Here is a 24,125-nt window from a genome sequence, read left to right on the forward strand (position 1 = left end):
TCTCCGGTTAGAAACGCGCCACACCAAAACTGTTGGGTTGCAACTCGCGCACGTCGGCCTCGTGGCAGATATCCAGCAACAAGCCGAGCAGGGTGCGGGTGTCTCGTGGATCAATCAGCCCGTCGTCCCACAGGTTGGCACTGCCGTACAGCGCGGTGGACTGGCTGTCGAGCTTCTGCGCGGTGACCTGCTCCAGCATGTCCAGCACCTTGGGGTCGGGCACCAGCCCGTTTTTCAACTGCTTGGCCTCGGTGACAATCCGCAGCACCTTGCCCGCCTGCGCGCCGCCCATCACGGCCGTGCGGCTGTTGGGCCAGGCGAAGATAAAGCGCGGGTCCAGGCCACGGCCGCACATCGCATAGTTGCCGGCGCCATAGGAGCCGCCGACCACAATCGTCAGTTTAGGCACCCGCGCATTCGCCACCGCCTGGATCATCTTCGCGCCGTGCTTGATCACGCCTTGTTGCTCCGACTCGGTGCCGACCATGAAGCCGGTGGTGTTGTGCAGGAACAGCAGCGGCGTGCGGCTCTGGTCGCACAGTTGGATAAATTGTGCGGCCTTGCTCGCGCCCTTGGGCGTGATCGGGCCGTTGTTGCCGATCACGCCGACGGCGTGGCCGTGGATGTGCAGATGGCCGCAGACGGTGTGGGCGTCGAACTCGCTTTTGAAGTCGAGGAAGTTCGACGCGTCCGCCAGGCGCGCGAGGATTTCACGCACGTCATAGGGCTTTTTCGGGTCGTCGGGGATCAGGCCCAGCAGGTCTTCGATGGGGTATAGCGGTTCGCGGTAGGTGCGCTTTACCGGTGCTGGAAGGCGGTCGTTCCACGGCAAGGCGCTGACGATTTCACGCGCGATGCGCACGCCGTCCGCGTCGTTTTCCGCGAGGTACTCAGCGGTGCCGGCGACCTGTGCGTGCATCTCGGCGCCGCCCAGTGCTTCATCCGTCGCCACTTCGCCGGTCGCGGCTTTGAGCAACGGCGGCCCGGCGAGGAACAGCTTGGCCTTGCCCCGCACCACCACCACGTAATCCGACAGCCCCGGCTGATACGCCCCGCCCGCCGTGGCCGAGCCGTGCACCACGGTGATTTGCGGCAAGCCCATGGCCGACAGGCGTGCCTGGTTGGCAAAGCTGCGTGCGCCTTCGACGAAAATCTCGGCGGCGTAGTTGAGGTTGGCGCCGCCGCTTTCGGCCAGGGTCACCACCGGCAGTTTGTTTTCCAGGGCAATCTGTTGCAGGCGCAGGGACTTTTTCAGGCCGCTGGGGGAAATCGTGCCGCCCTTGATTGCGCTGTTGTTGGCCACCACCAGCATGCGCACGCCGCTGACGTAACCGATGCCGGCGATCAAGCCACCGCCGGCGGCGCTGCCGTCCTTGTCGTCGTGCAGCTTGTAGCCGGCCAGGCTGGCCAGTTCGAGGAACGGCGCGCCGGGGTCCAGCAGCAGGTTGAGGCGGTCACGAGGCAGCAATTGGCCGCGCTGGTCGAACTTGGCGCGGGCTTCTTCGGCCTTGTCCAGCAGGTTCTGCTCCAGCTGGTGCAGGTGCTGGATGCCGATCAGCATGGCCTCGCGGTTCTGCGCGAACTGGGCGCTGTGGGGGTCGATCAGGGATTCAATCAGCGGCATGGTTTATTGCTCCGCCTTGAGCACGTCTGGCAAGTACGCGCGGTGAAAGCCATTGAACGGCTCGCTCGGCGGCTGTGCCTTGTGCAATGGCCAGGCGCGGCTGCCGAGGCTGGCGGCGCCGTCGATGCGCAGGGTGCTGCCGCTGATGAAGGCGGCGGCGGGGCTGAGCAGGAAAACGATGGCGGCGCTGACTTCTGATTCGGTGCCGATGCGCTTGAGCGGCACATGCTCGCGCAGGGTGGGGATCACGGCCTTGAAGGCGCCTTCGTAGGTGTCCATGCCGCTGGAGGCAATCCAGCCTGGCGCCACGGCGTTGACCCGCACACCGGCGTAGCCCCACTCAAACGCGGCGGTCTTGGTGAAGTTGTCCATGCCCGAGCGCGCCGCCCCCGAGTGGCCCATGCCGGGCATGCCGCCCCACATGTCGGCGAGCATGTTGACGATGGCGCCGCCGTGTTTGCTCATCGACTGGTTGAACACTTCCCGCGCCATCAGGAAACCACCGACGAGGTTGGTGCGCAGCACGGTTTCAAAGCCTTTTTGATTGATCGACGCCAGCGGTGACGGGTATTGACCGCCGGCGTTGTTCACCAGGCCGTGGATCGGCCCGTGGTCGTTGAGGATTTGCGTGACCAGCGCCTTCACCGCTTCTTCGTCGCGAATATCGCAGGCCTGCCAATGGGCGTTGCCGCCATCTTCGGCAATTTCGGCGGCGACGGTTTGCAGTTTCTCGGGCTTGCGCCCCACCAGAATCACCTGGGCGCCGAGGGCCGCCAGTTCATGGGCGGTGCAACGGCCAATGCCGCTGCCGCCACCGGTGACAATCACGGTGTGCCCCTGGAACAGGTCGGCTTTGAAGATCGAGTCGAAGGCCACGGCAAGGCTCCTGTCAGTTGAGTTGATCGGCGAGGTGTTGCGGCACGGCGATGGGGATTTCCAGCAACTGCTGGGCGAACGCCTTGCCTTGCGGGTCGATGCGCAGGCTGGCGATACCGCCGCCACCCAGGGCGTTTTCCAAGAGAAAGTTGAGGCTGTGGCTGCCGGGCAGGTACCAGCGTTCGACGCGGCCGTGCAGCGGGTCGAGCACGTGGTTCATCCAGTCGACGATCACTGCGGGCGTCAGCGCTTCGGCGATCCACGGCAAGTATTCGGGCGCGCGGGCGATCACCCCGATATTGCTGTGGTTGCCCTTGTCGCCGGAGCGCGCCACGGCGAGTTTGACCAGGGGCACGCTGGCGTCGGCAAGGCCTTGGGGTTGGGGCGGATCGATGGCGGCGGTGGGTGTATTCAGTTGGTGGGCGATGGGCAGCGCAACGATGTGGCGCTCGCCCTGGAAATCGATCACTGGCGCACAGAAGGTTTTATCCACCAGGAATGAAAACAGGCGAATCAACGGATACACGGTGGGCCGCCCACCGACAATCCCGGTCAGCCCCGGCGCCATGCCCGTGGCAGCCTGGGCGATCTCGCGGGCAAACAACACCAGTGCCTGTTTGTTGGGGTGGCGTACCGCGAGCTTCACCACCACTTCGCGGCAATCGTGGCGCCGTGCATGGGCGCCATAGGTCGCTTCGCTGCCGAGCAGTTCGATATTGACTTCGGTGTAGGGCGCCCAGCCGCGCTGGCTGAACAGTTCGGCGGTCTTGTCGATGATCGCCTGGCTGACCCGCTCGGCCTTGGCCACGGCGTCGATCCCGGAGATCAGGCAACTGGCGGTGCAACGAAAACCGTCCGGGTAGGTGGCGCTGACCTTGTACTGGTCGGTCGGTGGCAGGCCCTTGGCGCCGTGCAGGTGCACGCGGTTTTCGCCCTGCTGTTGCAAGGTGACCTGGCTGAAGTCGCAGATCACATCCGGCAGCAGATAGGCGCGCGGGTCGCCAATCTCATACAACAGCTGTTCGGCCACGCTCAGCTCGCTGATCAGCCCGCCTGTGCCCGCGACTTTGCTCACGGTGAACGCGCCGTCGGCACTGACTTCGACGATGGGGAAGCCGATGTGTGCGTAGTCCGGCACGTCGCGCCAATCGGTGAAGTTGCCGCCGGTGCACTGCGCGCCGCATTCGATGATATGCCCGGCCAGGGCGGCTTGGGCGAGGCGGTCGTAGTCGTGCCAGGACCAAGCGAAGGCATGCACCAGGGCGCCGCTGACCACGGCGCTGTCCACCACGCGGCCGGTGATGACGATGTCGGCGCCCAGCTCCAGCGCAGCGGCAATGCCCGGCGCGCCGAGGTAGGCATTGGCGGACACGCACACGGGCGGCAGGGGCGCGCCGTTGAACATGTCGGTGATGCCGTGGAGTTTTTTGAGTTCGGGTTGCAGGTCATCGCCCAGCAGTACGGCGATTTTCAGCGCGATGCCGGCCTTGTCACAGGCCGCTTGCAGGGCGGCGGCACAGGCTTGGGGATGGATGCCGCCTGCGTTGCTGATCACACGAATGCCTTGGCGCTGGATGTCGGCCAGCAGCGGCGTGAGCACCTCGACGAAATCCGTGGCATAGCCGGCCTGCGGGTCTTTCATCCGCGCGCCGGCGAGGATCGACATCGTCACCTCCGCCAGGTAGTCGAATACCAGGTAGTCCAGCGCGCCGCCGTGCACCAACTGGGCGGCGGCGGTGCAGGTGTCGCCCCAAAAGGCGCTGGCGCAGCCGATACGAACCGTGTCACGCATGAGAAATCCTTCCTCTGATGGCTGTTGCCGAGACTACCAAGCAAGCGCTTGGTCTGTAAACTCCAGAAACAGATTTTGCCCAAGCGCTTGCTTGGGTGGCGGCCACGGCCTAAATTGCCGGCCAAGATGTCAGTAGAAGTAGAGGAGAGTGGCATGGATGAGCACAAAGCCCTGCGGGTGATGCGCACCATGGTCGATGGCGGCCAGTTGACCGACCCCGACAGTGCCCGGGGCAAGTTGCTGCAAACGGCGGCGCACCTGTTCCGCAACAAAGGCTTCGAGCGCACCACCGTGCGTGATCTGGCGAGTGCCGTGGGCATTCAGTCCGGGAGCATTTTTCATCACTTCAAGAGCAAGGACGAGATCCTGCGGGCAGTGATGGAAGAAACCATCCACTACAACACTGCGATGATGCGCGCCTCCCTCGAAGAAGCGCGCGACGTGCGCGAGCGCGTGCTGGCGCTGATCCGCTGCGAATTGCAATCGATCATGGGCGGCAGCGGCGAGGCCATGGCGGTGCTGGTGTACGAGTGGCGCTCGTTGTCTGCCGAAGGCCAGGCGCAGGTGCTGGCGCTGCGTGATGTGTACGAAGATATCTGGTTGCAGGTGCTGGGCGAGGCCAAGGCGGCCGGCTATATCCGGGGCGACGTGTTTATCACCCGGCGCTTTCTCACCGGGGCATTGTCCTGGACCACGACGTGGTTTCGTGCCGAAGGCAGCCTGACCCTGGAGCAGTTGGCCGAAGAAGCGCTGCTGATGGTGCTTAAAGCCGATTGATGAGCAAGCTATTAATTTGACGGTGGAAAGTTGTCTCTCCCGACAAAAACGCCTAGCTTATCGCCATCAGAGTATTCAACGGTGTGTGCCTCAATGTTTTCGCCATGGCGGCTGGCTGCAGGAGTTACCTTTTTGGCACTGGGCAGCGCGTGGTGGGTGCCGGCTTCGGCTGCGCAATTGGTGAGGATCGGCGCGGCGCACTTCCCGCCCTACACCGTGCGCCCAGAGCAAGGCGCTGACACCGGCTTGCTGCCGCAACTGGTGGAGGCCCTGAATACCTCGCAGAGCGACTACCAGTTTGTGCTGGTGCCCACCTCCATTCCGCGCCGCTTCCGTGATTTCGAGCAGGGCCGGGTCGATATGGCTATCTTCGAAAATCCCGAATGGGGCTGGCAGAAAATTGCCCACACCAGCGTCGACATGGGCCTGGAGGATGCGGAAGTGTTCGTCGCCCAGCGTGAGCCCGGGCGCGAGCAGGGCTATTTCGCCGACCTGGCAGGCAAACGCCTGGCGGTGTTCAGCGGTTATCACTACGCCTTCGCCAACTTCAACCCCGACCCCAAGTACATGGCCGAACACTTCAACGCCACGTTGACCTATTCCCATGACAGCAACTTGCTGATGGTCGCGCGCGGGCGCGCCGACATTGCGCTGGTGACGCGTTCGTACCTGAGTGATTTCATGGTGCGCAATGCGGACATGGCGGGGCAGTTTTTGGTGTCGGAGCGTATCGACCAGGTGTATCACCACTACGCGTTGCTGCGGCCCAAGGCGCCGATCACCGCCGAGGCGTTTGCCGGGTTGCTCAAGCGGTTGCGGGAAAACGGCGAGATGTTGAAGATTTTCGAGCCGTATCGCATTGACGTCATGCCAACGCCCTGACCGGGTTATCACAAATCCAAATGTGGGAGCGGGCTTGCCCGCGATAGCGGTGGTTCAGTCAACACATCGGTGGCTGACAGACTGCTATCGCGGGCAAGCCCGCTCCCACATTGGGTTCCCCTGCATTGGGTGCCGTGGTGTGTTCAGACCCGCCGCGCAAACGTATCGCTATGGCTGCCCGACACCTTGCGGCAATGCACCAGCGCATCGCGGATCATGAAGTTGACCAGGGTCGGCGACACGCCCAATTCCTTGGCGATGTCCTTTTGCGGCACGCCGTGCAGGCGGTACATCTCGAACGCGTAGCGGGTGCGCTGGGGCAGCTCCGTCAGGGCGTCGGCGATGTTTTCCAGGGTGCTGAAATTGATGTGCGAGGTTTCCGGTGAAGCGCCGTGAATAACCACATTCAAGCCTTCCTCTTCCGTGCCGGAGTATTTGAGCTCCAGGGCCTGCTTGCGATAGTGATCGATCGCCAGGTTGCGCACGATCTGAAACAGATAGCTCAATTGGGCCTTGAACGATGAGGTGATCGTCGGCGCCGATTGCAGTCGGAAGTAGGCGTCCTGCACTACGTCTTCGGCGCGGGAGCGGCACCCGGTAATACGTGCCGCGATCTTCACCAGGATCAGTCGATTGTCGACAAAAGCCTGGAGAAGAGGTGAGTCGCACCTGCCTGTGGATACTTGTTCCGTCATGGAAAATCACCTTGTCGCAAAGAGGTTGGGGGAGGGCGTCCTTGCTGAGGCCTCCTACACATCGGGCAACAAATTATGCTTAATGATAATGATTGTCAAATGAGAAGACGAACTAATCTTATGCTTTCTGGTTCGCTGTGAACCACCTCTCGCGCAAAGCCTGCGACTAATTATTTGCCCGCTCCGTCCGTTCTCTTGGGTGACAGGTCCGTTCGTAAAACGGCCATGGATCAGCACCCGCAGGAGGGCGAAATGGGTTTCTATCGTGCATACAGCGTGTTTCAGTGTGGAGTACTCGCCGGATGAGTACGCCGACGTCCCTGCGCTTGTTTTGCCTGCCCTATTCGGGCGCCAGCGCCATGGTCTATGCCCGCTGGCGCCGGGCGATGCCGGCGTGGTTGCAGGTGTGCCCGCTGGAATTGCCCGGGCGTGGCATGCGTATGGACGAGCCGTTGCAGCGCGATATCAAGGCCCTGGCGGCGCAGCTCGCCGACGAGATCGGCCGCGAGCTCAACGGCCCTTACGCCTTGTTTGGCCACAGCCTCGGCGGCCTGCTGGCCTTCGAACTGGCCCACGCCCTGCGCGCCCGCAACCTGCCGGCGCCCCTTGCGTTGTTTGCCTCCGGCACGGCGGGCCCGGCGCGGCGCGATGTCAGTGAATACGCCATCGAAAAGACCGACGCCCAACTGCTCGCCCGCCTGCGCGAACTGCAAGGCACCGCTGAAGAGGCCCTGGCCAACCCCGAACTGATGGCGCTGATGCTGCCGATCCTGCGTGCGGATTTTCTGCTCTGCGGCAGCTTCACCTACGGCGAGCGCGCGCCGTTGCGCCTGCCGATCCACGTGTTCGGCGGCAAGCAAGACAGCGTGCGCGCCGATCAGTTGCTCGACTGGCAGGACGACGCCGCCAGCGGCTTCTCCCTGGACATGTTCGACGGCCACCACTTCTTCCTCGTGCAGCACGAAAGCGCCGTGCTGCGCTGCATCCGTCGTTATGCCGACGAGCACCTGGCCCGCTGGCGCAATGACGCGGCGCGGCAATTGATCGCCGGCTGAACGCACCCGACTTCCCGAATTTCCCGTAAGCCGATTTCAGGCAGGAACCCCATGATGGACGCCTTCGAACTTCCCCGTACCCTGGTCCAGTCCCTTCAACGTCGCGCCGCGCAGACTCCGGACCAGGTGGCTCTGCGCTTCCTCGCCGAGTCCGCCGAGCACAGCGTCGTGCTCAGTTACCGTGACCTCGACCAGCGTGCCCGCAGCATCGCCGCCGCCTTGCAGGCCAACGCCGAGCTGGGCGACCGCGCGGTGCTGTTGTTTCCCAGCGGTCCGGACTATGTCGTGGCGTTTTTCGGTTGCCTGTACGCCGGGGTGATCGCGGTGCCGGCCTATCCGCCGGAGTCCACCCGTCGCCATCACCAGGAGCGCCTGCTGTCGATCATCAGCGATGCCGAGCCGCGCCTGTTGCTGACCATCGCCAGCCTCGCCGAAGGCTTGTCGCAGATTGAAAACGCACCGCCGGTGTTAAGCGTCGACAGCCTCGAAACGGTGGGCGACTGGATCGCCCCCGACCTGCAACCCGACGACATCGCCTTCCTGCAATACACCTCCGGCTCCACCGCCTTGCCCAAAGGCGTGCAAGTCAGCCACGGCAACCTGGTGGCCAACGAAGTGCTGATCCGCCGCGGCTTTGGCATCGACCTCAACCCCGACGACGTGATCGTCAGCTGGCTGCCGCTGTACCACGACATGGGCCTGATCGGCGGCCTGCTGCAACCGATTTTCAGCGGCGTGCCCTGCGTGCTGATGTCGCCGGCGTACTTCCTTGGCCGGCCGTTGCGCTGGCTCGAAGCGATCAGCGAGTACGGCGGCACCATCAGCGGCGGCCCGGATTTCGCCTACCGCCTGTGCAGCGAGCGGGTCAGCGAATCGGCCCTCGAACGCTTGGACTTGAGCAAATGGCGCGTGGCCTACTCCGGCTCCGAACCGATCCGCCTCGACACCCTGGAGCGCTTCGCCGAGAAGTTCGCCGTGTGTGGTTTTACCTCGGACAACTTCTTCGCCTCCTACGGGCTGGCCGAGGCAACGTTGTTTGTCGCCGGCGGCAAACGTGGCCATGGCATCCCCGCGCTGCGCGTGGATGAGCAAGCGCTGGCGGCCAACCGCGCCGAGCCGGGGCAGGGCAGTGCGATCATGAGTTGCGGCACCAGCCAACCGGATCACGCGGTGCTGATTGCCGATCCGCACACCCTCGCAGAACTGCCGGACAACTGCGTCGGTGAACTCTGGGCCACCGGCCCCAGCATCGCCCACGGCTACTGGCGCAACCCCGAAGCCACGGCCAAAACCTTTGTGCAACACGCCGGCCGCACCTGGCTGCGCACCGGCGACCTCGGGTTTATCCGCTTTGGCGAGGTGTACATCACCGGGCGCCTGAAAGACCTGTTGATCGTGCGCGGCCACAACCTGTATCCGCAGGACATTGAGCAGACCATCGAGCGCGAAGTGGAGGTGGTGCGCAAAGGCCGGGTCGCGGCGTTCGCGGTGAATGACGGCGGCCTGGAAGGCATCGGCATCGCGGCGGAGATCAGCCGCAGCGTGCAGAAAATCCTCACGCCCGAGGCGCTGATCAAGGCGATCCGCCAAGCCGTCGCCGAGGCTTATCAAGAAGCGCCTTGCGTGGTGGTGTTGCTCAACCCCGGCGCGCTGCCGAAGACTTCCAGCGGCAAGGTGCAGCGCGCGGCGTGTGGCCTGCGCCATGCGGACGGTAGCCTCGACAGCTACGCGCAGTTCCCCGACCTGCAAGCGTGCGTCACTGGCGCGGCGCTGGAATCCGCGCTGCAAAACCAGATCGCCGCGATCTGGTGTGAACAGCTGCACCTGGCAACGGTGGCCGCCGACGATCACTTCTTCCTGCTCGGCGGCAACTCCATCACCGCCACCCAGGTGATTGCCCGCCTGCGTGAAACCCTCGGCCTGGAGCTGAACCTGCGTCTGTTGTTCGAAGCGCCGACGCTCGCGACCTTTGCTGCCAGCGTCGCGCAATTGCAGCACGACGGCGGCGTCGCCCAAGGCGCTATCCAGCGCCTGTCGCGCCAGGAAGAGCTGCCGCAATCCCTGGCGCAAAACCGCCTGTGGATCACCTGGCAACTCGACCCCCACGGCAGCGCCTACACCATCCCCGGCGCCCTGCGCCTGCGCGGTGAGCTGGACGAAGACGCGGTGCGCCAAAGCTTCCAGCACCTGATCCAACGCCACGAAGCGCTGCGCACGCGTTTCTACGAACGCGACGGCCAAGCCTTCCAGCGCGTCGACCCCCGCACCGATTTCGACCTGCAACTCATCGACCTCAGCGACCTGCCCAGCGCCGAGCGCGAAGCCCGTGCGCAACAGATCCGCGAGGACGAAGCACGCACCCAGTTCGACCTGGAGAAAGGCCCGCTGCTGTGGGTAACGCTGGTGCGCCTCGACGATGAAGATCACCAGTTGCTGGTGACCCTGCACCACATCATCGCCGATGGCTGGTCGCTGAATATTCTGATCGACGAGTTCTCGCGCCTATACGCCGCCGCGTCCCAAGGCCAAACCCTGGAACTGCCGTCACTGGCGCTGCAATACGCCGACTACGGCAGCTGGCAGCGCCAATGGCTGGCCGAAGGTGAAGGCCAGCGCCAATTGGCGTACTGGAAAAACCAGTTGGGTGAAGAGCATCCAACGCTCAGTTTGGCGACCGACCACCCGCGCACGTCGCAGCATATTCACAGCGCCTCGCGCCACAGCGTGCGCCTGGACGCGCGCCTCAGCGCCGCGATCCGCCAGACCGCCCAGGCCAACGAGGCTACGCCGTTCATGCTGTTGCTCGCGGCGTTCCAGACCCTGCTCTACCGCTACAGCGGCCAGCGTGACATCCGCATCGGCGTGCCCAACGCCAACCGCCCGCGCCAGGAAACCCAGGGCCTGATCGGCTTTTTTATCAACACCCAGGTACTGCGCGCCGAGCTGGATGGACGGCTGGCGTTCAACCAATTATTGGCTGCCACCCGCGAGACCACATTGGGCGCCCAAGCCCATCAGGACCTGCCGTTCGAACAACTGCTGGAAGCCTTCCCCCAGGCTCGTGAACAAGGCCTGTTCCAGGTCATGTTCAACCACCAGCAACGCGACCTCAGCGCCTTGCGCCGCCTGCCGGGGATGCTCGCCGACGAGCTGGCGTGGCACAGCCGCGAAGCCAAGTTCGACCTGCAACTGCACAGCGAAGAAGACCGCAACGGGCGCCTGAGCCTGTCGTTCGACTACGCCGATGAACTGTTTGATAGCGCGACTATCGAGCGTCTGGCCGAACACTTCGTCAACCTGCTGCACGCCGTGTGCGAACAACCGCAACAGGCCATCGGTGACCTCCCGCTGATGCAACAACAACCGCAACCGTGGGGCGAAGCGCCGTGTGCGCCAGCCCAGCAATGGCTGCCCGATTTGCTCAACGCCCAGGCCTCGGACCACTCCGCGCTGGTCTGGCAAGACGGCAGCCTGAGCTTCGCCCAACTGCACACCCAGGCCAATCGCCTGGCCCATTATCTGCGCGACAAAGGCGTCGGCCCGGACGTGTGCGTGGCCATCGCCGCCGAGCGTTCGCCGCAACTGCTGATCGGCCTGCTCGCCATCATCAAGGCCGGCGGCGCCTACGTGCCGCTGGACCCGGATTACCCCGCCGAACGCCTGGCCTACATGCTCAACGACAGCGGCGTCGAACTGCTGCTGACCCAGACCTCGCTGCTGGAGCAACTGCCCGCCGCCGAAGGCGTGTGCGTGATCGCCATGGACAGCCTGCACCTCGACAGCTGGCCCACCCAGCCACCGGGCCTGCACCTGCACGGTGACAACCTCGCCTACGTGATCTACACCTCCGGCTCCACTGGCCAGCCCAAGGGCGTGGGCAACACCCATGCGGCCCTGGCCGAGCGCTTGCAGTGGATGCAGGCCACTTATCAACTCAACGAAACCGACGTGCTGATGCAAAAGGCACCGATCAGTTTCGACGTGTCGGTGTGGGAGTGCTTCTGGCCGCTGATCACGGGCTGCCGCCTGGTGTTGGCCGGCCCCGGCGAGCATCGCGACCCGCACCGTATCGCGCAGTTGGTGCAGCAACACGGCGTGACCACGCTGCACTTCGTGCCGCCATTGTTGCAGCTGTTTATCGACGAGCCGCTGGCGGCCGAATGCACCAGCCTGCGCCGCCTGTTCTCCGGTGGCGAAGCCTTGCCCGCCGAGTTGCGCAACCGCGTGTTGGCGCAGTTGCCGGCGGTGCAGTTGCACAACCGCTACGGTCCGACGGAAACCGCGATCAACGTCACCCACTGGCACTGCCGCGCCGAGGACGGCGAGCGTTCGCCGATTGGCCGGCCGCTGGGCAATGTGATCTGCCGCGTGCTGGATGAACACCTCAACCTGCTGCCCCTCGGCGTGCCGGGTGAGCTGTGCATCGGTGGCATCGGCCTGGCGCGGGGTTATCTGGGTCGTGCCGGTTTGACCGCCGAACGTTTTATCGCTGACCCGCTGGGCGAGGAGGGCGCACGCCTGTATCGCACTGGCGACCGTGTGCGCTGGAATGCCGACGGCGTGCTCGAATACCTCGGCCGCCTCGATCAGCAGGTCAAGCTGCGCGGCTTCCGAGTCGAACCGGAAGAAATCGAAGCGCGCCTGCTGGCCCTCGATGGCATCGCCCAAGCCGTGGTGCTGGTGCGGGATGCGCAGTTGATCGGCTACTACACTGCCCACAGCGATTTGAACGAAGAGGACGTGAAAACCGCCCTGGCCGCCGAGCTGCCGGAGTACATGGTGCCCGCGCTGCTGATGCGTCTGGACGCCATGCCCCTGAGCCCCAGCGGTAAACTGGATCGCCGTGCGCTGCCGGAGCCGGTGTGGCAAACCCGCGAACACGTCGAACCCGAAACGCCGCTGCAACAGCAGATCGCCGCGATCTGGCGCGAAGTCCTCGGCCTGCCACGCATCGGCCTGCGCGATGACTTCTTCGCCCTCGGCGGGCACTCGCTGCTGGCCACGCAAATCATCTCCCGTACCCGCCAGGCCTGCGACGTCGAGCTGCCGCTGCGCACCTTGTTCGAAGCCAGCGAGCTGGGCGCGTTTGCCGAGCAGGTCGGGCTGATCCAGGCCTCGGGCCAGCGCAACCAACAGACCGCCATCGCCAAGGTCGACCGTAGCCAACCGGTGCCGCTGTCCTATTCCCAGCAGCGCATGTGGTTCCTCTGGCAGATGGAACCGGACAGCCCGGCGTACAACGTCGGCGGCATGGCGCGCCTGCGCGGTGTGCTGGATGTGGGGCGTTTCGAGGCGGCGTTGCAGGCCTTGATCATGCGCCACGAAACCCTGCGCACCACCTTCCCCAGTGTCGATGGCGTGGCCTATCAAAAGGTCGCGGCGCAAACCGGCCTGCGCATGGACTGGCAGGATTTCTCGGCGCTGGACGAAACCACGCGCCAACAACGCCTGCAACAGCTGGCCGACCATGAGGCCCACACCCCGTTCAACCTGGAAACCGGCCCGTTGCTGCGCGCCTGCGTGGTCAAGGCCGGCGAACGCGAGCACTACCTGGTGCTGACCCTGCACCACATCGTCACCGAAGGCTGGGCCATGGACATATTTGCCCGTGAACTCAGCGCGCTCTACGAAGCCTTCATCGACGAGCGCGCCTCGCCACTGGCGCCGTTGCCGGTGCAATACCTCGACTACAGCGTGTGGCAGCGCCAGTGGCTGGAATCCGGCGAACGCCAGCGCCAACTGGACTACTGGACCGCGCAACTGGGCCACGAACATCCGTTGCTGGAGCTGCCCGGCGATCGCCCACGCCCGCCGGTGCAAAGCCACCGGGGCGAGTTGTACCGCTTCGATTTGAGCGACGAGCTGGCCGCCCGCGTGCGTGCCTTCAACGCCGAGCGCGGCCTGACCCTGTTCATGACCATGACCGCGACCCTGGCCGTGTTGCTCTACCGCTACAGCGGCCAGACCGACCTGCGCATCGGCGCGCCGGTGGCCAACCGCATCCGCCCGGAAAGCGAAGGGCTGATCGGCGCGTTCCTCAACACCCAGGTGCTGCGCTGCCAGCTCAGCGGGCAGATGAATGTCGGCGAATTGTTTGAGCAGGTGCGCCACACGGTGATCGAAGGCCAGTCCCACCAGGACCTGCCGTTCGACCACTTGGTCGAAGCCCTGCAACCCCCGCGCAGTGCGGCGTACAACCCGCTGTTCCAGGTGATGTGCAACGTGCAGCGCTGGGAATTCCAGCAGAGCCGCGAACTGGCCGGTATGACCGTCGAGTACTTGGCCAACGATGCCCGCGCAACCAAGTTCGATCTCAACCTGGAAGTCACCGACCTCGACCATCGCCTGGGTTGCTGCCTGACCTACAGCACCGATTTGTTCGATGAGCCGCGCATTGAGCGCATGGCCGAACATTGGCGCAACTTGCTGGAAGCATTGATTGCCGACCCACAGCAGCGCCTCAGCGAACTGCCATTGCTCAGCGCCGCCGAGCAACGCGCGTTGCAGGACAGCCTGGGCGTCGAGCACGGCGAGCACCGCCTCGACCAGTGCATCCATCAACTGTTCCGCCAACAGGCGCTGGCCCGTGGCGATGCGCCGGCGCTGACCTTTGCCGGCGTGACCCTCAGCTACCGCGAACTGAACGAACGCGCCAACCGCCTGGCCTGGATGCTGCGTGAGCGCGGCGTCGGCCCGCAGGTGCGCGTCGGCCTGGCGCTGCCGCGTTCCCTGGAGATGGTCATCGGCCTACTGGCGATCCTCAAGGCCGGTGGCGCCTACGTGCCGCTCGACCCGGAATACCCGCTGGACCGCCTGCACTACATGATCGAAGACAGCGACATCGGCCTGCTGCTCAGTGATGCGGCAATGTTCGAAGCCCTCGGCGAACTGCCGGCGACCGTGGCGTGCTGGTGCCTGGAAGATGACTTGCCGGTGCTCGCCAACTACCCGGCGGATGAGTTGCCGTTTATCAATCTGCCGCAGCATCAGGCGTACCTGATCTACACCTCCGGCTCCACCGGCAAGCCGAAAGGCGTGGTGGTGGCCCACGGTGAAATCGCCATGCATTGCCAGGCAGTGATCGAACGTTTCGGCATGCGCCCGGACGATTGCGAGCTGCATTTCTATTCGATCAACTTCGACGCCGCCACCGAGCGTCTGCTGGTGCCGTTGCTCAGCGGCGCGCAGGTGGTCTTGCGTGCCCAGGGGCAGTGGGACGCGGAGGAGATCTGCGCGCTGATTCGCAACCACGGCATCAACATTCTCGGCTTCACGCCGAGCTACGGCAGCCAATTGGCGCAGTGGCTGGCGACCCAGCAGCAGACCTTGCCGGTGCGCATGTGCATCACCGGCGGCGAGGCGCTGACCGGTGAACACTTGCAGCGTATCCGCGCAGCGTTCCAGCCCGAGGTGTTCTTCAACGCCTATGGCCCGACCGAAACCGTGGTGATGCCGCTCGCCAGCCTTGCGCCCGAGCAACTGGAAGAAGGCGCTGGCAGCGTGCCGATCGGCAGCATCATTGGCGACCGCGTGGCGTACATTTTCGACGCCGACCTGGCCTTGGTGCCGCAAGGCGCGACCGGCGAGTTGTACGTCGGCGGCGCGGGTCTGGCGCAGGGCTATCACCAGCGTCCGGGGATGACGGCGGAGCGGTTTGTCGCCGACCCGTTTGCCCGCAATGGCGGGCGCTTGTATCGCACCGGCGACCTGGTGCGCCAGCGCGCCGACGGCTTGGTGGAGTACCTGGGGCGGATTGACCACCAAGTGAAAATCCGTGGTTTTCGTATTGAGCTGGGCGAGATTGAAACCCGCCTGCTGGAACACGAAGCCGTGCGCGAAGCGGTGGTGCTGGCGCTGGATTCGCCAAGCGGTAAGCAGCTGGTGGCGTACCTGGTCAGCGATGCCGACCACGCCACATTGCGCGAAGCGCTCAAGGCCCATCTGAAAGCGCAACTGCCGGACTACATGGTGCCCGCGCACCTGATCGTGCTGGACAGCATGCCGCTGACCGCCAACGGCAAACTCGACCGCCGCGCTTTGCCGCAGCCAGACCCCGAAGCCAATCGCCAACACTACGTGGCGCCGCGCAATGAGCTGGAAAGCACCTTGGCGGCGATCTGGTGCGCGGTGTTGAACGTGCAGCAAGTCGGCCTCGACGATAACTTCTTTGAACTGGGCGGCGACTCGATCCTGTCGATCCAGGTGGTCAGCCGTGCGCGCCAGGCCGGGATCCATTTCAGCCCGCGCGACTTGTTCCAGCACCAGACCGTACAAACCCTGGCCGCCGTGGCCACGCGCTCCGAGCAGGTCACGGCGGAGCAGGGTGTGTTGACCGGCAGCTCGGGCCTTACGCCGATCCAGCACTGGTTCTTCGACACCGAGATTGCCCAGCGCCAGCACTGGAACCAGGCGCTGCTGCTCAAGCCGCTGCAACTGCTCGATCCCCATCGCCTGGAGCAAGCGCTGCTGGCGGTACTGGAACACCACGACGCCCTGCGCCTGAGCTTCACCCCGCGCGATGCGCAGTGGCACGCCGAGCACTTGGCTGTGCCTCAAGGCGGCGTGCTGATGCAGGCGCAAGTGCGTGACATGGCGCAGTGCACCGCGTTGTTCACCGACACCCAACGCAGCCTCGACCTCGAACACGGCCCGCTGCTGCGCGCCTTGCTGGTGGACGGTCCCGAGGGCCAGCAACGCCTGTTGATCGCGATCCATCACCTGGTGGTGGACGGCGTGTCGTGGCGCGTGTTGCTCGAAGATCTGCAAAACGTCTATCGCCAACTGAGCGACGGCCAGTCCGTCAGCCTGCCGGCCAAGACCAGCGCGCTGCGTGACTGGGCCGCGCGTTTGCAGGCGTATGCCGGCAGCGAATCCCTGCGTGAGGAACTCGGCGTGTGGCAGGCGCAGTTGGCCGGGCCTGCGCTCGAGTTGCCGGCAGACCGTCCACACGGCAGCCTGCGCAATCGCGATGCCGACACCGTCAGCGTGCGCCTGGATGCCGAGCACACGCGCCAGTTGCTGCAACAGGCGCCGAGCGCCTATCGCACCCAGGTCAATGACTTGCTGCTGACCGCACTGGCCCGTGTGCTGTGCCGCTGGAGCGGGCAGCCTTCGGCGCTGATCCAACTGGAAGGCCATGGCCGCGAAACCCTGTTCGATGACATCGACCTGACCCGCAGCGTCGGCTGGTTCACCAGTGCTTACCCGCTGCGCCTGACGCCGCAGTTGGAGCAGGGCGCTTCGATCAAGGCGATCAAGGAGCAACTGCGCGGCGTGCCGCACAAAGGCCTGGGTTATGGCGTGTTGCGCTATCTCGCCGACGATGCGATCCAGCAGACCATGACCGCACTGCCGAGCGCCGAGATCACCTTCAACTACCTCGGCCAGTTCGACCAGAGCTTCGGCGGCGCGGCGCTGTTCCACCCGCTGGACGAATCCGCCGGCCTCGCCCATGACCCCGACGCGCCGCTGCCCAACGCCTTGAGCGTCGACAGCCAGGTGTACGGCGGCGAACTGGTGCTGCGCTGGACCTTCAGCCGCGAACGCCACGATCTGCAAACCATCCGCGAGCTGGCCGACGCCTACCTTGCCGAGCTGCACAGCCTGATCGCCCACTGCCTGCGGGACGATGCCGGTGGCCTCACGCCGTCGGACTTCCCGCTGGCGCACCTGACCCAAGCGCAACTGGATGCGTTGCCGGTGCCGACCAGCGCCATCGAAGACGTGTACCCGCTGACGCCGATGCAAGAAGGCCTGCTGCTGCACACCCTGCTGGAACCGGGCACCGGCCTCTACTACATGCAGGACCGCTACCGCATCAACAGCGCTCTGGACCCCGAGCGTTTCGCCCAGGCCTGGCAGGCGGTGATCGCCCGTCATGAAGCCTTGCGTGCGTCGTTCTGCTGGAGCGTCGGCGCCGACATGCTGCAAGTGATCCACAAACCCGGCAGCACGCCGATTGAGTACCTGGACTGGAGCGCCGACGCGGAAGATGAACAGGAACCGCGCCTGCAAGCCTTGCTCAAGCAAGAGCGCGAAGCCGGTTTCGATCTGCTCAACCAGGCGCCGTTCCACCTGCGCCTGATCCGTGTCGGCGCAGAGCGCTACTGGTTCATGATGAGCAACCACCACATTCTTATCGATGCGTGGTGCCGTTCGTTGCTGATGAATGACTTCTTCGATATCTACATGGCCCTCGGCGAAGGCCGCGACGCGCAACTGGCCACGCCGCCGCGCTACCGCGACTACATCGCCTGGCTGCAACGCCAGAACCTGGACGAGGCGCGGCAGTGGTGGCAGCAGAACCTGCAAGGCTTCGAGCGCACTACCCCGATCCCGAGCGACCGACCCTTCATGCGCGACCACGCGGGCCACGGCGGCATGGTAGTGGGCGACTGCTACACCCGTCTCGATGTCCGCGACGGTGCGCAATTGCGCGAGCTGGCCCAGGCGCATCAATTGACCATCAACACCTTCGCCCAAGCGGCGTGGGCCTTGGTACTGCGGCGTTTGAGCGGCGATCGCGACGTGCTGTTTGGTGTCACCGTGGCCGGTCGCCCGGTGGAAATGCCGGAGATGCAGCGTACCGTCGGCCTGTTTATCAACAGCATCGCGCTGCGGGTGAAACTGCCCGAGGACGATCAACCGTGCAGCGTGCGCCAATGGCTGAGCGGCCTGCTCGACAGCAACATGCAGCTGCGCGAGTACGAATACCTGCCGCTGGTGACGATCCAGGAACACAGCGAATTGCCCAAGGGCCAACCGCTGTTCGACAGCCTGTTTGTGTTCGAAAACGCGCCGGTGGAAGTCTCGGTGCTGGACCGTGCGCAAAGCCTGAATGCCACCTCGGATTCCGGGCGCACCCACACCAACTTCCCGCTGACCGCCGTGTGCTATCCGGGTGATGACCTGGGTTTGCACCTCTCTTACGACCAGCGCTACTTCGACGAAAGCACCGTGCAAGGGATGCTCGGCGAGTTCAAGCGCCTGCTGCTGGCGCTGGTGCAGGGTTTCCATGGCGACATGGCTGAGCTGCCGCTGATTGGCGCGCAGGAGCGTGAATTCCTCGTAGAGGGCTGCAATCAGAGTGAGCATGACTATCCACTGGAAAGCAGCTATATCGCGCTGTTCGAAAGCCAGGTCGCCGCACATCCACAACGTATCGCCGCGAGTTGCCTGGACCAGCAGTGGACCTATGACGAGCTGAACCGCCGCAGTAACGGCCTGGGCCACGCGTTGATCGAGGCGGGCGTGGGTCCGGATCAACCGGTGGCGTTGCTGGGCGAGCGCAACCTCGACCTGCTGGGCATGATCATCGGCAGCTTCAAGGCCGGTGCCGGTTACCTGCCGCTGGACCCGGGCCTGCCAGGCCAACGTCTGCGCAGCATCATCGACTTGAGCTGCACGCCGTTGCTGGTGTGTACCGAAGCGTGCCGCGAGCAGGCCATCGCGTTGCTCGAAGGCTTCGACTGCCAGTTGCTGGTGTGGGAAGAAGTGCCGGCCCGTGGGGCGAATCCCGAGGTCTACAGCGGCCCGGACAACCTCGCCTACGTGATCTACACCTCGGGCTCCACCGGCCTGCCCAAGGGCGTGATGGTCGAGCAGCGCGGCATGCTCAATAACCAGTTGAGCAAGGTGCCGTATCTGGATTTGAGCGAAGCGGATGTGATCGCGCAGACCGCTTCGCAGAGCTTTGATATTTCCGTGTGGCAGTTCCTTGCCGCGCCGCTGTTTGGTGCGCGGGTGGATATTGTGCCGAAGGCGCTGGCCCACGATCCGCAAGGTTTACTTGAACATGTCCAGGCGCAAGGCATCACGGTATTGGAAAGCGTGCCGTCGCTGATCCAGGGCATGTTGGCCCAAGACCGCATCGGCCTCGACGGCCTGCGCTGGATGCTACCGACCGGCGAAGCCATGCCACCGGAGTTGGCGCACCAGTGGTTGCTACGCTACCCGCAGATTGGCCTGGTAAACGCCTACGGCCCGGCGGAATGCTCCGATGACGTGGCGTTCTTCCGTGTCGATGCGGCATCGACCCGTGGCACTTACCTGCCGATTGGTACGCCAACCGACAACAACCGCTTGTACCTGCTGGACGGCGCCTTGGAGCTGGTGCCGCAAGGCGCGGTCGGTGAGTTGTGCGTGGCCGGTACGGGCGTCGGGCGGGGTTATGTCAGCGACCCGCTGCGCACCGCGCCGGTGTTTGTGCCGAACCCGTTCGGCGCACCGGGCGAGCGTCTCTATCGCACCGGCGACCTCGCGCGTCGGCGCAGTGATGGCGTGCTGGAATACGTCGGGCGGATCGACCATCAGGTGAAGATTCGCGGCTACCGCATCGAACTGGGGGAAATCGAAGCGCGTCTGCATGAGCAACCGGAAGTGCGCGATGCGGCGGTGGGCGTACAGGAAGGCGTCAACGGCAAGCATCTGGTCGGCTATTTGGTGGCGGCGGATGAAGCGCTGAACCCGAGCGAACGCCTGGACCGCATCAAGCAACGCCTACGCGCCGAACTGCCGGAATACATGGTGCCGCTGCACTGGCTGTGGCTCGACCGGCTGCCGCTGAACGCCAACGGCAAACTCGACCGCAAGGCGTTGCTTTCGCTCGAAATCGGCCAGCTGCAGAGCCAGGATTACCTGGCGCCGCGCAATGAACTGGAAGGCACGCTGGCCGCGATCTGGGCCGAGGTGCTGAAGGTTGAGCGGGTCGGCGTGCAGGACAACTTCTTTGAACTGGGCGGGCACTCGTTGCTGGCCACGCAGATTGCCTCGCGAGTGCAGAAGACCTTGCAGCGCGATGTGCCGCTGCGGGCGATGTTCGAGTGCAGCACGGTGGCGGAGCTGGCCGGGTATATCGATGGGTTGGCGGCGAATGAGATCAGTGCGGAGAAGGTGGATCGGTTGAGTGACTTGATGGCGGAGTTGGAGGGGCTTTGATCTTCATCGCCTGACAGGGCCTCTTCGCGGGCAAGCCCGCTCCCACACTGGACTGTGTTCACTTATGGAACTGTGTGAACCCCATCCACTGTGGGAGCTGGCTTGTCTGCGATGGCGTTCGAGCCGGCGCCGCTTATTTCGGCCCGAGTATCTTCCCTAATTTCTCCGGCGACGGCGCCCCCTGCTGTTGCTGCAACCCACCCTTGTCATCCAGATAAAAAATCGCCGGCGTCGCGGACAACTCTAGTTCATCCATCAACTTCATATTCCCATCCAGCTTGGCCTCGATATTCGCCGGGATCTTCGCCAGTGCCTGCAACTTGCTGCCCTTACCGGCGGCTTCGTGTTCTTCCAGGGCTTTTTGCGGGTCTTTAGCGGCAAACAGCGCGGCGGATTTGGCTGCGCTGTCTTCGCGGATGATGCCGACCATGATGTGGCGCAACTGCACCTTGCCGGCCTTCACCCACGGCCGCGCCTGTTCCCAGAACATGTTGCAGTACGGGCAGTTGGGGTCGCTGAACAGGTAGACGATGCGGGGCGCGTTGACGTCGCCGTCCTGGATCCAGCTGCTTTTTTCCATCTTGGCCCAGACTTCCTTTGCCATCGGCGCGTACACCAGCTTTTCCAGGGGCGCGCTGCTCAGGTCGTTGCCTTGGGCGTCGTAGAGGTTGCCAGCGATTACGTTCTTGCCGTCGGCGGTCAGGTACAGCGCCATGCCGCGGTTCTGGTATTGCGCGGCGTAGCCGGTGAGGCCGCTGGGGGCGTCGAACTTGCCGAGGATCTTGGCGCCCTTGGCTTCGATCTGTTTGATCGGCGCCGGCCAGTCTTCGGCCTGGGCCAGGGTGGCCGCCAGCGTAAGCGGTAGCAGGGTCAGCAGGTGGCGGAGGCTTGGCATGTGGGTTTCCTTGCAGGGGCGTTGTCGAAGGGTTCCATGGCGCGGGCCAGGCTGGCTTGGGACAGTTCACCGAGGTGGCTGTTGAGCAGGCGTCCATCGGCGCTGTAGAACAGCGTCGTCGGCAGGGCCATCGAGCCCACGGCCTGGCCGAGGCGGCCGCTGGCGTCGAACAGCACGTTGTCGAGGGTCAGGCCTTGGGTGGCGAGGTAGGTGCTGACGCTTTGCATGCTTTCGGCCTGGTTGACGAACAGGAAGGTCACGTCGGGGTGTTGGCGCTGGGCGCGTTCCAGCACCGGCATTTCCCGGCGGCACGGCGGGCACCAGGTGGCCCACAGGTTGATCACCAGCGGGCCGCCCTTGTAGTCGGCCAGTTGCACCGTTTCACCGCTGGCATTGCGCAGGGTGATGTCCGGCAGTTGTGCGCCCTTGTCGTACAGGCTCAGGGACAAACTGGTCAGCCCCCAGAACACCAGGCCGGTGACCACCCCGGCACCCAGCGGCGTGCGCAGGGCCGGGCGACGCCAGCCGTACGCCAGCGCGCCGAGGACCAGGGCGATGACGCCGGGCCAGGCGAGGAAACCACCGTCACGCAGATCGACCATCAACAGCGGGTCGTGGCTGTAGTCGCTCCAGTACACCAGCACAAAACTGAGCCGCGCCACCAGCATGCCCAGCAGGAACAGGCTGAACAGCACCGATTCCGGGTTCTCACCGCCACGCTTGGCCACGCGCCACCCCACCAGGGTGGCGAGAATCAGCGCGCTGATCAGCAGGAGGTGATTCAGGGCGATGGCGAAGGTGCCGATGGTCAGGGTCAACATCAGAGGGCGTCTCGGGTTTGCGTCCAGCGTTGCAGGAAGGCGGCGGCATCCACTTCGCCAGTGATGCGTTGGGCGCGGCGTTCTTCACCGTCGGGGCCGATCCACACAAAGCTCGGCGGGCCGGGGACTTTGTAGCGGCCGAGCAGTTCGCGGCTGGCGGCGTTGTCGGCGGTGACGTCCAGGCGCAGCAGGCGCACGTCCTTGAGGGCGCCCATCACTTCGGGTTTGCCGAACACCTGTTTTTCCATGATCTTGCAGGACACGCACCAGTCGGCGTAGTAGTCCACCAGCACCCACTGGCCCTGGGCCTTGGCGCTGTCGAGTTGGGTTTGCAGCACGGCGGGGTCGCTGATGGTCATGAAGGCATCGTGGGCGCTGGGTGCAGCCGCCACCGGCGAGCCGCCATAGACCTTCAGCGGTTGCCACAGGTCATCGCTGCCACCGGCCGCGCCCACCACCAGCACGGCGCCCCACAGGCCCAAGACCAGGGAACCGGCGCCAAACACCTTGGCGGCCAAGCCGTATTCGCGGGCCAGGGTCCAGCCGCAATAGGCCATGACCAGCGCCAACGCGCCCCACAGGCCGAGCCACAGGCTGGCATCGACCACCGGGCGGATCATCAGCACGGCGCTGCCGAGGAACAGGAAGCCGAAGATGCCCTTGACCAGGTTCATCCAGCTGCCGGACTTGGGCAGCACACCGTTGCCCAGGGTGACGAGCAACAGCAGCGGCACACCAATGCCGATGCCGAGGGTGAACAGCGCGAGGCCACCGAACACCACGTCGCCGGTCTGGCCGATATACAGCAGCAGGCCCGCCAGGGGGGCCGTCATGCAGGGGCCCACCACCAGGGCGGAGAGGGCGCCGAGAATGCCCGCCCCGACCATGCTGCCGCCGCTTTGCTGGCGGCTGAGGTTGTCCAGGCGATCACGCAGGAAGGCCGGCAGTTGCAGCTCGAAGAAGCCGAACATGGGCAGCGCCAGCAACACAAACAGCGTCGCGATGGAGCCGAGCACCCAGGGTTGCTGCAGCCACGCCTGCAAGTTGGCGCCGAGCAGGGCCGCCACCACGCCCAGTGCGGCATACACCAGGGCCATGCACACCACGTAGCTGCCAGCGAGGGCAAAGCCGCGTCGCGGGCTGGCGCCACTGCCTACCACCAGGCCCGCGAGAATCGGCAACATGGGCAATGAGCAGGGCATGAACGCCAGGCCCAGGCCGAGCGCGAAAATCGCCAGCAAGCTCCAGAACAGGCTCCGTTCACTGAGGAAACTGGCGATTTTCTGGTCGTCGGCCGTACCGCCAGCCACTGCTGGCTTGGCTGGACCACCGAGGTCCACCGTCATCGATTGCGGCGGGTAGCACAGGCCCGCATCGGCGCAGCCTTGCCAGCCCAGCTTGACCTTACCGGTAACACCGGCAGGAATTTTCACTTCCAGGCCCTGGCGATACACTTGCTGTTCGCCGAAGAACTCATCGCTATGGGCTTCGCCTTGCGGCAGCACCGGCTTCTCGGCCAGGCCGTCGAACTTCATGCGCTGCTGGTACAGGTAGTAACCGTCGGCAATCTGCCAATACAGCTGGGTCTCGCCACTTTCCAGGCGCTCGGAGGTAAAGGTGAAGGCCTTGCCCACCGGAAGGAAATCGGTTTTGGTTTCGAAGGGATTGCTGCCCGGCGCTGCCTGGGCGAACCCCGCGAACAACACCAGCAGAAAGATAAACAGATGCCGCATGGTCAAGCCTTAGTTCGATGCAAGTGAGGCACACAATGT

11 protein-coding genes are annotated in these 24,125 nt (G+C 64.6%); 4 read left to right on the forward strand and 7 right to left on the reverse strand.

The window, feature by feature from the left end:
* Window positions 1-7: 7 nt before the first annotated feature.
* Genes atuC through ACU688_RS03555 form a run of 3 tightly spaced genes read right to left on the reverse strand, consistent with a single transcriptional unit; the run spans window position 8 to window position 4,292 of the window.
* Window positions 8-1,624 (reverse strand): geranyl-CoA carboxylase subunit beta, encoded by a 1,617-nt coding sequence (gene atuC / locus ACU688_RS03545; RefSeq protein WP_448183658.1) that lies wholly within the window; start codon window positions 1,622-1,624, stop codon window positions 8-10.
* Window positions 1,625-1,627: 3 nt separating this feature from the next.
* On the reverse strand, window positions 1,628-2,500 hold the full coding sequence (locus ACU688_RS03550; RefSeq protein WP_448183659.1) for an SDR family oxidoreductase: 873 nt from the start codon (window positions 2,498-2,500) through the stop codon (window positions 1,628-1,630).
* A 13-nt stretch (window positions 2,501-2,513) separates the two neighbouring features.
* Window positions 2,514-4,292: an acyclic terpene utilization AtuA family protein gene (locus ACU688_RS03555; protein ID WP_448183660.1), complete on the reverse strand. Its 1,779-nt coding sequence runs from the start codon at window positions 4,290-4,292 to the stop codon at window positions 2,514-2,516.
* 153 nt (window positions 4,293-4,445) lie between these two features.
* Between ACU688_RS03555 and ACU688_RS03560 the strand changes: the two genes are divergently transcribed.
* Both ACU688_RS03560 and ACU688_RS03565 read left to right on the forward strand, forming a co-directional pair.
* Window positions 4,446-5,069: a TetR/AcrR family transcriptional regulator gene (locus tag ACU688_RS03560; RefSeq protein WP_448183661.1), complete on the forward strand. Its 624-nt coding sequence runs from the start codon at window positions 4,446-4,448 to the stop codon at window positions 5,067-5,069.
* 93 nt (window positions 5,070-5,162) lie between these two features.
* A complete protein-coding gene (locus ACU688_RS03565) occupies window positions 5,163-5,951 on the forward strand; it encodes a substrate-binding periplasmic protein (protein ID WP_448183662.1) in 789 nt (262 codons plus the stop codon).
* A 143-nt stretch (window positions 5,952-6,094) separates the two neighbouring features.
* Here the strand turns inward: ACU688_RS03565 and ACU688_RS03570 are convergent, their stop codons facing one another.
* Complete coding sequence (locus ACU688_RS03570) at window positions 6,095-6,646, reverse strand: RNA polymerase factor sigma-70 (protein ID WP_026136875.1); 552 nt, start codon at window positions 6,644-6,646, stop codon at window positions 6,095-6,097.
* Between the two features lie 302 nt (window positions 6,647-6,948).
* Here ACU688_RS03570 and ACU688_RS03575 point away from each other — a divergent pair, with 302 nt between their 5' ends.
* Together ACU688_RS03575 and ACU688_RS03580 are read left to right on the forward strand one after the other, a co-directional pair.
* On the forward strand, window positions 6,949-7,701 hold the full coding sequence (locus ACU688_RS03575; protein ID WP_448183663.1) for a thioesterase II family protein: 753 nt from the start codon (window positions 6,949-6,951) through the stop codon (window positions 7,699-7,701).
* Window positions 7,702-7,752: 51 nt separating this feature from the next.
* Complete coding sequence (locus ACU688_RS03580; protein ID WP_448183664.1) at window positions 7,753-20,637, forward strand: non-ribosomal peptide synthetase; 12,885 nt, start codon at window positions 7,753-7,755, stop codon at window positions 20,635-20,637.
* Between the two features lie 133 nt (window positions 20,638-20,770).
* Here ACU688_RS03580 and dsbG read toward each other — a convergent pair whose 3' ends face one another.
* The 3 genes from dsbG to dsbD are packed head-to-tail and all read right to left on the reverse strand — an operon-like array spanning window position 20,771 to window position 24,086.
* The gene (dsbG, locus tag ACU688_RS03585; protein ID WP_448183665.1) at window positions 20,771-21,532 is read right to left on the reverse strand and encodes a thiol:disulfide interchange protein DsbG; all 762 of its coding nucleotides are present in this window, start codon (window positions 21,530-21,532) and stop codon (window positions 20,771-20,773) included.
* Window positions 21,508-22,353 (reverse strand): TlpA family protein disulfide reductase, encoded by an 846-nt coding sequence (locus ACU688_RS03590; RefSeq protein ID WP_448183666.1) that lies wholly within the window; start codon window positions 22,351-22,353, stop codon window positions 21,508-21,510. The genes dsbG and ACU688_RS03590 overlap by 25 nt, the downstream gene beginning before the upstream one ends.
* Window positions 22,353-24,086, reverse strand: a complete 1,734-nt coding sequence (dsbD, locus tag ACU688_RS03595) for a protein-disulfide reductase DsbD (protein WP_448183667.1) — start codon at window positions 24,084-24,086, stop codon at window positions 22,353-22,355. Before dsbD ends, ACU688_RS03590 begins: the two co-directional genes overlap by 1 nt.
* Window positions 24,087-24,125: the final 39 nt, after the last annotated feature.

Source organism: Pseudomonas acericola (SeqCode), from assembly GCF_053456465.1.